Annotated in this window: 13 protein-coding genes; 8 read left to right on the forward strand and 5 right to left on the reverse strand. The window is 64.2% G+C overall.

Annotated features, from left to right (window positions below; all coding sequences use genetic code 11):
• The first annotated feature begins 173 nt into the window (after positions 1-173).
• From DFR52_RS24685 to DFR52_RS08075, 4 genes are all read left to right on the forward strand, one after another.
• Positions 174-1055, forward strand: a complete 882-nt coding sequence (locus DFR52_RS24685) for a HAMP domain-containing protein (protein ID WP_210205802.1) — start codon at positions 174-176, stop codon at positions 1053-1055.
• Complete coding sequence (locus DFR52_RS24690) at positions 1052-1984, forward strand: methyl-accepting chemotaxis protein (RefSeq protein ID WP_146215559.1); 933 nt, start codon at positions 1052-1054, stop codon at positions 1982-1984. Before DFR52_RS24685 ends, DFR52_RS24690 begins: the two co-directional genes overlap by 4 nt.
• 442 nt (positions 1985-2426) lie before the next feature.
• Positions 2427-2639, forward strand: a complete 213-nt coding sequence (locus tag DFR52_RS08070; protein ID WP_110031437.1) for an AbrB/MazE/SpoVT family DNA-binding domain-containing protein — start codon at positions 2427-2429, stop codon at positions 2637-2639.
• The gene (locus DFR52_RS08075; RefSeq protein WP_110031438.1) at positions 2639-3019 is read left to right on the forward strand and encodes a type II toxin-antitoxin system VapC family toxin; all 381 of its coding nucleotides are present in this window, start codon (positions 2639-2641) and stop codon (positions 3017-3019) included. Before DFR52_RS08070 ends, DFR52_RS08075 begins: the two co-directional genes overlap by 1 nt.
• Here the strand turns inward: DFR52_RS08075 and DFR52_RS24825 are convergent, their stop codons facing one another.
• The 3 genes from DFR52_RS24825 to DFR52_RS08090 all read right to left on the reverse strand — a co-directional run bounded on the left by DFR52_RS24825 (position 3020) and on the right by DFR52_RS08090 (position 8063).
• Positions 3020-3259 (reverse strand): DUF6441 family protein, encoded by a 240-nt coding sequence (locus DFR52_RS24825; RefSeq protein ID WP_110031439.1) that lies wholly within the window; start codon positions 3257-3259, stop codon positions 3020-3022.
• 350 nt (positions 3260-3609) lie between these two features.
• The gene (locus DFR52_RS08085) at positions 3610-6747 is read right to left on the reverse strand and encodes an efflux RND transporter permease subunit (RefSeq protein WP_245415294.1); all 3138 of its coding nucleotides are present in this window, start codon (positions 6745-6747) and stop codon (positions 3610-3612) included.
• Between the two features lie 5 nt (positions 6748-6752).
• The gene (locus tag DFR52_RS08090; RefSeq protein WP_110031440.1) at positions 6753-8063 is read right to left on the reverse strand and encodes an efflux RND transporter periplasmic adaptor subunit; all 1311 of its coding nucleotides are present in this window, start codon (positions 8061-8063) and stop codon (positions 6753-6755) included.
• Between the two features lie 561 nt (positions 8064-8624).
• Between DFR52_RS08090 and DFR52_RS08095 the strand changes: the two genes are divergently transcribed.
• Entirely contained in the window at positions 8625-9101 is a 477-nt protein-coding gene (locus DFR52_RS08095) for a chemotaxis protein CheW (protein ID WP_110031441.1), read from the forward strand.
• Between the two features lie 58 nt (positions 9102-9159).
• On the opposite strand, the gene DFR52_RS08100 is transcribed toward DFR52_RS08095, so the two are convergent.
• On the reverse strand, positions 9160-10053 hold the full coding sequence (locus tag DFR52_RS08100) for a transglutaminase-like domain-containing protein (protein ID WP_110031442.1): 894 nt from the start codon (positions 10051-10053) through the stop codon (positions 9160-9162).
• A gap of 668 nt (positions 10054-10721) precedes the next feature.
• Between DFR52_RS08100 and DFR52_RS08105 the strand changes: the two genes are divergently transcribed.
• The 3 genes from DFR52_RS08105 to DFR52_RS08110 all read left to right on the forward strand — a co-directional run bounded on the left by DFR52_RS08105 (position 10722) and on the right by DFR52_RS08110 (position 11607).
• Positions 10722-10979, forward strand: coding sequence for a hypothetical protein (locus DFR52_RS08105; protein WP_110031443.1), 258 nt, complete (start codon positions 10722-10724; stop codon positions 10977-10979).
• The gene (locus DFR52_RS24590; protein WP_170132237.1) at positions 10972-11112 is read left to right on the forward strand and encodes a hypothetical protein; all 141 of its coding nucleotides are present in this window, start codon (positions 10972-10974) and stop codon (positions 11110-11112) included. The genes DFR52_RS08105 and DFR52_RS24590 overlap by 8 nt, the downstream gene beginning before the upstream one ends.
• Positions 11113-11337: 225 nt before the next feature.
• The gene (locus tag DFR52_RS08110) at positions 11338-11607 is read left to right on the forward strand and encodes a DUF1488 family protein (RefSeq protein ID WP_110031444.1); all 270 of its coding nucleotides are present in this window, start codon (positions 11338-11340) and stop codon (positions 11605-11607) included.
• A gap of 36 nt (positions 11608-11643) precedes the next feature.
• Here the strand turns inward: DFR52_RS08110 and DFR52_RS08115 are convergent, their stop codons facing one another.
• Positions 11644-12075, reverse strand: a complete 432-nt coding sequence (locus DFR52_RS08115) for a hypothetical protein (RefSeq protein WP_110031445.1) — start codon at positions 12073-12075, stop codon at positions 11644-11646.
• Positions 12076-12121: the final 46 nt, after the last annotated feature.

The raw sequence follows: 12121 nt of genomic DNA on the forward strand, positions 1-12121 counted from the left end.
CAAGGGACCCTTCACCGGTCCGCCTGAACCGTGCCTTGCCGCCAGCCTGCGCGGCCCCGTCGAGGCATGGCCGGTGATTCTGCCGCTGGCTGTATGCGTGATCCTTCGTCAATCAGCGGCGAGAGATCGGCCTAGACCCGAAATCCGGCCTGGAGGGCTCGCTGCGCAGCTCGGTGCATGAGGTGGAGGCTCAACTCGGGACGGTGAACTCTCCGGCACTCGAGATCAGCATGCTGACTCTCCGCCGTCACGAGAAGGATTTCATTCTTCGCGGCGATCCGAAATATGTCGAGAAGCATGCCGCGGAGATCACGAATTTTGCAAAGCTTCTTGGCGCCGATGCCGGCCTTTCCTCTGCTGACAAGGCGACCCTGGCAACCACCATTGCGAGCTACGACAACGATTTCAAAGGCTATTCGGCTGGGGCCCTCAAGGCGGTTGGATTGGAAACCGAGCTTCAGGCCCTGTGCACCGGCATGGCGCCGCTGGTCGACGAACTCCAGGACTACGCGGTCTCGCTGCGCAAGGCCGCCATCGCCAAGGGCGTGGAAGTCCGGAATTCGACATTCCTGACCGCGCTGGTCGTCGTCGCCGGCTTGAGTGTGCTGGTCGGCGCCATCAGCTGGCTGCTCGGTCGTTCACTCTCCAAGCCTTTGATCGGTATGAAGCAATACATGCAGAACCTGACAAACGGCGATTACTCGCGGGAGGTGCCTTATGCCGAGCGTGGTGACGAAATCGGCGAGATGGCGCGGTCGGTGGCCCACTTCCGCCAGACGGCCATAGAGCGCAATGCGTCGCGCGAGCAGGTCGAACGCGCCCGGGGAGAAAAGGAGCAGATGGATGCAGCGACCGCTGCTGGACGCGCCCGGGACGAAGCGGAGCGCGCCCATGTGATTGAAAATCTCACCATCGGCCTCGAACGGCTGTCGGCCGGCGACCTGACCTACCGCATCCGCGATGCCTTTGCGCCGGAATATGAAAAGCTCCGAACCGAATTCAATTCCTCCATCCACGCGCTCGGCGCCACTCTGGGCGAGATTTCCGCGGGATGACGGTGCAGCTTTCGGCCACGGAGATCGGTTCGGCGTCCCAGGACCTGTCGCGCCGCACGGAGCAGCAGGCGGCTTCGCTCGAGGAGACCGCCGCCGCCCTCGACGAGATCACCTCGACGGTGAAAAGCTCGACGCAGCGCGCCGACGAGGCCAGTGTCATGGTCGCCAATGCCAAGAGCGGCGCCGAGAAGTCCGGCACCGTGGTGCGCAATGCCATCACCGCGATGGAAAAGATCGAGGACTCCTCGCGCAAGATCAGCCAGATTATCTCGGTCATCGATGACATCGCCTTCCAGACCAATCTGCTGGCGCTCAATGCCGGCGTCGAGGCAGCGCGCGCCGGCGAGGCGGGCCGCGGCTTTGCAGTTGTTGCCCAGGAAGTGCGCGAGCTTGCCGGCCGCTCGGCCAATGCCGCCAAGGAGATCAAGGCGCTGATCGAGACCTCGTCGAGCCAGGTCGGCAGCGGCGTGGCGCTGGTCAACGAGACCGGCAAGTCACTGGGCGAAATCGAGGTGGAGGTGAGCCGGATCAACGATCACATCCAGTCGATCGTCACCGCATCGCGCGAACAGTCCAATGCGCTGGCCGAGATCAACTCGGCGGTCAACCAGATGGACCAGATGACCCAGCAGAACGCCGCCATGGTGGAAGAGACCAATGCGGCGACACAGACGCTGACCGGCGAGGCGGTCAACCTCGAGACACTGGTGAGCCGGTTCAGGATCGGTCCGGATTCTGCGTCCGGCGCCGCGAGGCCCGCTCCGGTTCAGCGGCGGCCTGTCCCGGCAGCGCTGACGCGGGCTCCGGCCCCGGCCACTCAGGCTTCCAGGCCTGCGGCATCGCCAGCCCGCGCCCTGGGTCAGAAGATTGCCAACGCCTTCGGCGCCACGCCGGCGGCTGCGCAACAGGGCGGCTGGGACGAGTTCTGAGCCGCGTCTGATCCGCGACCGGCCCCGCGGCATCTTTCCGTTGTCGTCTCGCGGAGGTGGCGTCCCGGCCTGTCCAGATGCGGCAGCCTCAGGCCGATCGGGTGGCGTGGGTGAGCTCGCGATGCAGCCTTTGCTCTTCCTCCACCGACGGTTTGGCGAAGCGGGCGAGCGCCAGATAGACCACGGGGCGGGGAGAGTCTGACCTCCGGTTCGCCCGGATCGCCCTCCCGGATCACGACCAGCCCGCCGGGCGGAATGCATTCGGCCTTCGCCAGATTCGACTCCACTTGGGCGCCCGGCAGGACAGCCGACAATCGACGTCACCGCCGCGAGGACGGCTTCACGTTCTGGGGACAATGACGCCATCTGGTGGGCCTTCTTGCGAAAAGGGTTCCGTGCTATTTTCTTACCAAATCTCGATCGATCAAAGGTGGCCGAGCCCATGTCCGACACAGCAACGCTTTCATCAAAGTTCCAGATTTCGATCCCCAAGGCCGTGCGCACCGAGCAGCACTGGAAGGCTGGCCAGGAATTCGTCTTCATCCCCAAGGGAAAGGGTGTCCTGCTGATGCCAGTGCCGAGCCTCGAAGACCTGAAAGGGCTGGCAAGGGGTGCGGACCCGTCGAATTACAGGGACCGTAAGGACCGCTATTGATGCTGGCCATCGATTCTTCGGCATGGATCGAATGGCTCATTGGCGGTCCGCTGACAGAGGAGCTCGCCCAGAGAATTCCAGTGAGGAGCAAATTGCTGGTGCCGACGATCGTGCAGCACGAGGTCACGAAATGGCTTCTGCGGGAGAAGGGCGAGGAAGCTGCCGACGAGTTTGTCGCTTTCACGGAAAAATGCGTCGTCGCCGTTCTGGATACCGCGACGGCGATCGATGCTGCCCACCTGTCCCGCCAGCACAAGCTGGCAACCGCCGATGCCGTGATCTACGCCACAGCGTTGCGACACGGTGCCGGGCTTCTGACTTGTGACGCGCATTTCGATGGTTTGCCGGGCGTCACATTCCTTGCGAAGATCGACACCTGATCAAGATTGCGGCCAGTGCCGTGCGATCAGCGAGGGCACGCGCGCGGCTTGCCGCCTGGCGGCGCTCTCGACATCGAGGGGTTTTTTCAGGGCGACCTGCGGAACCAGAATGAACACGATGACGCTGGCCTGTCCGGTCCTGCGGCGATTGCCGCCATCAGACGCCGGCTTTGAAGAACAGGCAGCGGAAGTCGATCGCCTTGACCGCGGAGTCGTGCCTGATCTCGAATTCGACGCCATCGACCTCGAGACCGACGCGCTGAGCGGGGAACGGCCCGGTCTGGCCGTCGAGACGGCAGTATTCGATCGTGTCGGTGGTTGGGGGACCGGCCGCCGGCCCTGCAGCGTCCCACACCCGCCGTGTTGAAGAGGCGTGGCTCCTCGATTGCGTCGAAGGCGTTGGCGTAGGGGTTGACCTGAGACGCCCGGTCAGGCGTCGGCTGGGCGAAGATCTTGCGGTCCTGATCACACGCATTCGCGGCGCGCCAGCGCTCGCAAGCTTGCCATCAACAAGCCGCCGGATCATCTCCGGCGGCTTGCTGTTGTCGTCTCGCGGATGTGGCGTCCCCGTCTGTCCGGATGCGGCAGCCTCAGGCCGATCGGGTGGCGTGGGTGAGCTCGCGGTGCAGCCGCTGCTCCTCCTCGACCGATGGCTTGGCGAAGCGGGCCAGCGCCAGATAGGCAACCGGAGTGACGAAGAGGGTCGCCGCGGTGGCCAGACCCAGGCCGCCGACAATCACCCAGCCGAGCGCTGTGCGCGCCTCGGCGCCGGCGCCGAAGGAAAATGCCAGCGGCAGCGCGCCGAGAACGGTCGACACCATGGTCATCATCACCGGCCTGAGCCGGATGATCGATGCCTGCTCGATCGCCTCGCGCACCGACAGGCCCTGATTGCGCAGCTGATTGGCGAACTCGACGATCAGGATGCCGTTCTTCGCCATCACCCCGACCAGCAGCACCAGCCCGATCTGGCTGTAGACATTGAGCGATCCGCCGGTGAACAGGATCGCAAACACCGCGCAGGCCAGGCCGATCGGCACGGTGGCCATGATGATGAAGGCGCTGACAAAGCTCTCGAACTGCGCCGCCAGCACCAGAAGCACCACGATGATGGCGACGCCGAAAATGGTGAGCATGCTGGACGAGGACTGGTCGAGCGTTGCGGCTTCGGCCAGCGGAATGACGCGCGACCCGGTCGGCAGCAGCGGCTCGGCGATCCGCTGCACCTCTGTGAAGGCGTCGCCCAGCGCCAGCGCGGGTGTGAGCCCCGCGGTGATCGACACCGCCCGCAACTGCTGCTCGCGGCTGAGCTGCGGCGCCACGGCCTTTTCTGTCAGCGTCGCGATCGTCGACATCGGCACCATGCGGCCGTCGCTGGTCTTGAGATAGATGCTCTCGAGATCGGTTGGATCGTTGATCGGCGATGTGGTCGAGATCAGTTTGACCGGATAGGAGCGATCGTCGATGAACACCTGAGCCACCTCGCTGCCGTCGAGCAGCGCCTGCATGGCTTGCGACAGGCCGTTGATGTCGATGCCCAGATCGGTTGCCTTGGCTCGGTTGATCTCCACGGAGAGCTGCGGTTGAGTGGCCGAATAGGACAACCGCACCTGGGTGAAACGGTCGTCGGCCTCCAGCAGCGTGACGACCTTCTGGGCCGCGTCGCCGAGTTCGTCGTAGTTGCTGCCCACGAGCGCGAACTGCAATCCGTTGCCGGCGCCTCGGATCCCGAGGCTATTGGGCTGGATGGCGAAGGCGCGCACGCCTGGAATCGTGGCCGCGGCCTTGTTGATGTCCTCGACGATGTCGTTCTGCGAGCGTGTCCTTTCGTCCCAGGGCGCCAGGGTGAGCACCATGAACCCGGAATTGGCGCTGCCGCCGCTGCCGGCGATGGCGAACATATTGGCCACCTCGCCGCTGTCGCGCAACGGCTGAAGGATCTGCTCCAGGTCGCGCATCCGCGCCGACGTGTAGTCGAGGCTCACCCCCTGCGGGGTCGATATCCGCATCAGCGCCAGCGAGCGGTCCTCGCGGGGCGTCAGTTCCTGCGGGATCCGCGGCAGCACCGCGAAGGCCGCCGCGCAGACCATGGCGGCGATCAGGATCACCACGACCGGTGCATCGAGCGATATGTGCAGCAGCTTGCGGTAGGCCACAGTCAGGGCGCCGCCGAAGCGGCGGATGGGGCCGGGATGTGTCTCGGTCTCGGTTTCGGGATTGGGGCGGATGAAGCGCGACGCCAGCATCGGGCACAGCGACAGGGCGACGATGCTCGACAGCAGCACAGAGAAGGCCAGCACGAAGCCGAACTCGCGAAACAGGCTTCCGGCCTGCCCGGGCAGGAACGACAGCGGCACGAACACCGCCGCCAGCGTGGCGGTGGTGGCGATGACGGCGAAGAACACCTCCCGGGTGCCAATGACGGCGGCGGCGCGGATGCCGAGGCCCTCGTTGCGCTTGCGGACGATGTTCTCCAGCACCACGATCGCGTCGTCGACGACCATGCCGGTGGCCAGCACCAGCGCCAGCAGGGTCAGGATGTTGATCGAGAAGCCGAGCAGATAGATGGCCGCGAAGGTGCCGATCAGCGCGACCGGCAGCGTGATGGCCGGAATGATCGTCGCCCGCCAGTCGAGAAGGAAGAGGTAGATGACGCCGATCACCACGGCGGTCGCGATCAGCAGCGAGCGGACGACTTCCTCGATGGCGCCGCGCACAAAGGTCGCGTCGTCGCTGGTGATGCGGATGTCGGCGCCCGGCGGCAGGATGGCGCGGATGGCCTCGGTCGCCTTGGCCACATCGGCGGAAATATCGAGCGTGTTGGAGTTTGCCTGCCGAATGATGCCGATGCCGATGCCGGTCTTGCCATTGGCGCGCAGGGAACTGGCGCCCGGATCTGCGCCCAGCGTCACGGTTGCCACGTCGCGGAACCGCACCCGGTCGTTGATGTAGAGGTTCTCGAAATCCTCGGGCGAACTGACATTCGCGGTGGCGCGGACGACGATGTCCTGCGTGTTCGCGGTGAGCGAGCCGGCGGGCACGTCGAAGGCCACATTGGCCAGCGCTGTGCTGAGATTGCCGACTGTCAGCCCCAGGGCGGCAAGCCGTGCCTGATTGATGTCGATCCGGAAGATCTTGTCGCGGTCGCCATAGACCTGCACATCGGCCACCCCTGGCACGGCCGCGAGGCGGTCGACAATCTCGTCCTCGACCAGGATGGTCATGTCCTGCACCGACAATGTGTCCGACGTCACCGCCAGCCGCATCACCGCGTCGGCGTTGGCGTCGGCCTTGACCACCTGCGGGTCTTCGGCGCCATCGGGCATGTCCCGGGCGACCCGGCCGAGCGCGTCGCGGATATCGGCCGCGGCGCCGGACAGATCGACATTATCACCAAACTCGGCCGTGACTCGGCTTCGCCCGAAGCTGGACGTGGAGGAGATGGAACTCACGCCGGCCACCCGCGCCACCGCGCCCTCGACGATGGCCGTCAATTCGCGGTCGATGGTCTCGGGTGCGGCGCCTGTATAGGTGGTGGTGATCGAGATCACCGGTCGGTCGACGTCGGGAAGCTCGCGCACCTCGCCGCCGAGAATGCCGGCGATGCCTGCCACCATGATCAGCAGGCTGAGCACCAGGGCCAGCACCGGGCGGCGCACATAGAGCGCGCTGGAACTGCCCTGGATCAGCGCCAGGTCCTCGATTTCGTCTGTCTTGCCGTTGTCGATCTCGCTCACGATCCGCTCTTCCGGTTCTGTCCGGTGGCCAGTGGCGCCGCCGCCGCGCCGGTCTGACCTTCGATGGGGGATTCGGCCGCGACATAGGCGCTGCCGGTCTTGCCAACGGCGCTGGTCGCAATGGGCGAGGCCGGCGGCGGGGTTTCGCTCTGGATCTCGACCAGGCCCCCCGAGCGCACGTTCTGCACCCCTTCGGTCACGATCACATCGCCGTTGGCGATATCGCCGTTGACCAGTACCAGATCCGCGTTGCGCTGCACGATGACGATCGGCACGCGCTCCGCCTTGGAATCGACCACCCGCCATACATAGGAGCCCGCGGAATCCCACTGCACGGCCAGGGGGTCGACGGAGGGGAACGATTGGCCGGAAAACCGCATGTCGACTTCGAACGACATGCCCGCGCGCAGCCGGTCCTCGGTGTTTTCGATGCGAGCCTGCACCTTGAGCGTGCGGCTGGCTTCGTCGAGGCGGTTGTCCACCGCGCTGATGGCGCCGATGAAGGTGTCACCGGGTCTGGCCACGGCGCTGGCGGTGATCGGCGAGTCGAGTTGGACCGAGCCCACCAGACGTTCGGGCACATGGAATTCGATCAGGATCTGGTCTCGATCGTCGATGACTGCCAGCACGGTCTGGTTGGTGACGTAATCGCCCAGGGAAACGCCAAGAATGCCGATGGTGCCGGAAATGGGCGCCAGAACCGTGCGTTGCGAGAGATCCAGTTCCGCCTGTCGCAATGCCAGCCGGGCGGTATCGAGATCGCTGCGCGCCTGGTCGGCCTCTACCGAGGAAATGGTGCGCTGGGCCAGCAGATTGTCGGTGCGGCTGACCTTCTGCTCGGCATTTGCGACGGTGATGCGGGCCCGGTCGACGGCAATGTTCTGACTTTCGGAGTCGAGCCGCGCCAGCACGGAGCCTTCATCGACATGGGCTCCCGAGATGATCGGCAGGTCGGCGATCTGGCCCGATACCTGCGGTCGTACCGAGACTGTCCGCACCGGTGCGCCGGTGCCGATGGCCGAAAACCGGTCATTGACGATGCCGGTGGTTGCCCGTTCGACGATCACAAGCGCACTGCGAGCCGCGGCGCGCCCGCCACCTGCGCCCCCGGCCGGTGCGGCGGCTTCGCTGCCGGTCTGTCGCGCGGGCTGGCCCTGGCCGGAGGCGGTGTCGGCCGCCAGCATTCCGGGGACCGGAATGCCCCAACCCTGCAACGTCTTTTCCGCCCCGGGATCAAGCATCACCCAGGACACCGCCGCGGCCCCGACAAGGATGATGGACAAGAGGAGCTGCTTCCAGAATTTCATGAGGTTCCGCCGAGAGTATGTGCTGGTGGTGCAAGCCGCCAGGCGCATTCAGGACACCCCGCGACCGCGCGCAGGCCAGCCTGTCGCGATTGAATTGTCCTTCAGACACCCGAACTTGTCGAGTTTTACCTGTTCATTGCGTCAGGGCAAGCCGTAGGGACGCAATGTGTCCGATTGATGAATATCGCGCGTTTGATGATTGCGCGGGCCGGCGCCAGCCGGATGGGACGGGAGAGCCGCCTCCGGCACCGGTCGAAATCACCGGGTTCATGCCGGCACCCGGTCGGGCGACCGGCCCGCATCGGTGAGAAATGGCAGAAACGCTTCTGCAATTGTTAACCTGTGCAAGTCTTAATGATCAACAAGGGCGGCCCCTATTCAGGGGCTCGCATGACGCGCGCCCGTCTGCTGGTCGGAGCTTTGGCTCGGGCGGCATGTTCAGCAACGGGATCCGCGATCGGTCGAGTGTCCGATCGTCCGCCGGCGCATCAGTCTAAACCACACCAAGGAAGCGGTCTCTCGGGCACTGCGGACCTTGCCACAGATCATCAGGGTGAGAAAATGCAAGATCTCCAGAATTCCGCCAATTCCGCGTCGGCCACCGACCTGGAAATCATCTCGTTCTATCTCGGAGACCAGATTTTCAGCGTCAACATCATGTCGGTTCGCGAAATCCGCGGCTGGGCGCCGGTCACGCCGCTTGCGCATTCACCGAAGCATGTGCTCGGGGTCATCAACCTGCGCGGCACCGTCATTCCGGTGATCGACATGGCGCTGCGCCTGGGCCTCGACGCCATCGTGCCGACCGAACGAAGCGCGATCATCGTCGCCGAGATCCGCGACCAGCTGGTCGGCCTGCTGGTGGAAAACGTCTCCGACATGATCACGGTATCGACCAACCAGATGCAGGCGGTACCGGAGGTCGGTGCCACTGCGGTGCAACTGATGACCACCGCCATCATCGCGCTTGAGAAACAGATGATCTCGCATCTCGATCTTGACATCGTGCTGCACGAGATCACCGATCTGGCTGCCTGACCCTATCTGGGCGCAAAGACCGAAATCATGGCCACGTCCGGCATCCGGGCGTGGCCGTTCACAATCCGGGCTTGTAGTCGTCGATGACCTTGCCTCGGAACAGGGGCAGGACGTTCAGTTCCTGCAGCAGCTGGTCGTCGCTGACGCCGTCCTCCTGCAGCGTTGTCCACACCCGGAAGCCGGTCAACTGGTAGGCGCCGAAGGACGTGATCATTGCCACGTCGGAGGCATCCGTCCCGCGCACCATCAGGATGCGTCCGATCCGCGGCTTGTTGTAGCGGGCGTCGACGGTGTGCCACTGACCGCCGAGATACACCTCGAACCAGGCGCAGAAATCATCAAAGCCGGTGTCGGGCACGCCGATGTCCCCGAGATAGCCGCTGCAGTAGCGGGCAGGGATGTTCATCGCCCGGCACAGGCTGACGCCGAGATGGGCGAAATCCCTGCAAACGCCGGTTTTCTCGCCCAGCACGTCGACGGCGGTCTTGTCGGGCCGACCGAACTTGTAGCCGAAGGTGACGTGGTTGTGGACGAAGGTCGAGATGGCCTGCACCCGGGGCCAGCCTTCAGGAACCTGGGCGAACTGCTGCCAGGCGAAATTCGAAAGACTGTCGGAATCGCAGTAGCGGCTGGCGGTGAGGAAATTCAGCGTCTCAGAGGGCAGGTCCTCGATGCGGTGCTGGACGGCGTAGGTCGCCGGCTGGTCGGGGATGCCGTCCACTTCGGCCACGCAGTCGGACCAGAACGTCGTCGAGCCGTAGGGCGCCACGGTGCGCGTGATGCGGTTGCCGAACTGGTCGTTGTACTCGCTGGTCGGATTGGACGAGGATGAGCGGACGTAATCCGAACCGATGAGGCGCCCGGCAAACGACGGATGCACCGACAGCGCCAGCAGCATCGGCACGGGTTCCGGGCAGTTGACCGTGATTTCGAAACCAAAGCGGATCTTCATTGCAGTTTCCTTTGTCTCGCGGCTTCGGATCGAAATGGTCGGTCGGCCTGGCCTGTGCCGCAGCCGGAGCGTCATTGCGCCGTGGCGCAATCATCCCCAATGTTCTGGTCGGCAACAGGTTCCGTCCGGACTGTCGAATACGCAGGGTATACATGAATTCCACCCTTTGCGCATATTTCCGTTGCCGCGCAAGCCATTCCGCACTCCTCCCGTTCTGGCCGAAGCGCTCGGCCGTACAGAGCGTGCCGATGCGGCGAGATTTGCGGCTTCATGCCCGTTTTTTGGGCGCGGAGCGTCCGATGGCGATCGCCCCGCTGTCCTTGGCACGACAGGAATCTTTTCCGTTTTTCAATTAACTGTCGCTAATCGGACGCATTCAGCGTAACATGCGGTCAACACTTGCCGAAAAGAATCGTAGTCGTTTCTTTGTGGCGTGCTTGCGCGAAACGAATTGACGCAATTCGTCTTTCCGGTGCGAGCGCAATTTAATAGCAAGATTTGATTGCCGCGCCGGCCATGGCGCGGCGTTTCGCTCGCCGTCCCGTGACTGCCGTCATCGGATGGCTTCGATCCATCTGCCTCGTGCCAGAACAGGAAGGCCAGACCATGAACAGTCCGATGAAGCGCCGTGTCGCGCGTATCTTTTCAGCCCGCGTGGAGCCCGTTTGATGTCCAGTGGTATCGCATTTGCCGTCGGCGACATGGTTCGCCTGATCAGCCGCGTGGGGCTCTCTCCCAAGACACCCGACGTGTTCGAGGTTCTCTTCAAGATGCCGCCGCGTGACGGCAAGATCCAGTACCGGATCCGCAACGAGGAGCATGGCCATGAACGCGTTGAAAAACATGACAATCTGGTAGCTCTCGACGACAAGACCGAGCCAGGCACGCCCAACACGAAAACCGACCGGAGATACCACCATGGCTAAAGGCCAGATGCGCAGCAGCAAGGAAACACGCAAGCCCAAGAAGGACAAGGACAAGGCCAAGGCCGGTCCGGCCGCGGGTTCCGCCGTCAAGGAACTGCAGACCAATCCCTTCGCCGCCAAGGGCAAGAAGTAGTCGTACCGGCCTGACGGCCGCCGCATGCGCTTCACCCCATATTCCGCACCGGGCAAGACTGTCCGGTGCGGCAGCATTCCGAATTTGACGGAGACAGCCCATGCCAGACAGCCAGCAGACACAGACAGCGGCTGAATTCGCTCCGTTGGTCTCCGCCGAGCCCCGGTCGCCCGCGACGGGCTGCTCCATGTCCAATCGTCCCGCTGCGATGGGCTGGGCCATCTGATGGGTCTTCAGTTTCCCAACCGCTCGCGCAGTCTGGACAACGATGGTCTGGCAATCCGGTTTTCGGGCTATGACGGCATGTTCGAGATCCGCTTCTCGATGGATCTCGTCACGCTCGAAAGACTGACCGGCGCGCCGGCCGCGGCGGACGATGCCAGCCTCACCGCCTTTGACGGCATCCGTACCAAGGTGGAAACAGTGGCCATCAAGACCTACCAGCGCAGCCGCAAGTCATCCTACCGGCTGGCGGCCTCGGATTTCGGCTACTGAAGCCGGGTCGGCGCTGCGGCCCAGCCGCGGCGCGACTCAGGCCCTCAGGGCGGCGGCGCTCACCGGTCTTGCGGGTGTCATCCGCGCGATTCGGTCGACCAACAGTTCCGGCATCAGCGTGACGAACTGGAGCCGCAGGGTGTAATTGCCCTGCTCCTTGATGACGGCGCCGATCGTGGTGCCGGTCCAGGGCAGGAAGATCTGCACATGTTCAGCGATGCGGGGGAAGCCCGCGGGCGCGTCGCTGCCGGCATCGAGCACGTCGTCACGCCAGGGAAATGCGCCCGAGGTGATCAGGCAACCCTGTTCCGAAATATTGACGACGAGACCGCCTGCCGAAAATTGTCCCTGGGTGTCCCGGGTGGACATGGCGACAACCGCGGGGCAATTGGCGTCGCGCCGGAAATAATGCCGACGGTCTTCCTGGCGGCCGATCCGGGTGAGGTTATGCAGCTTCTTGTGTTGCACTGCTGTGCTCCGGTTGCTGGTCCTGCCCCGAGTGTCGCGGCCCCGC

The sequence above is a fragment of the Hoeflea marina genome, assembly GCF_003182275.1.
Lineage (GTDB): Bacteria > Pseudomonadota > Alphaproteobacteria > Rhizobiales > Rhizobiaceae > Hoeflea > Hoeflea marina.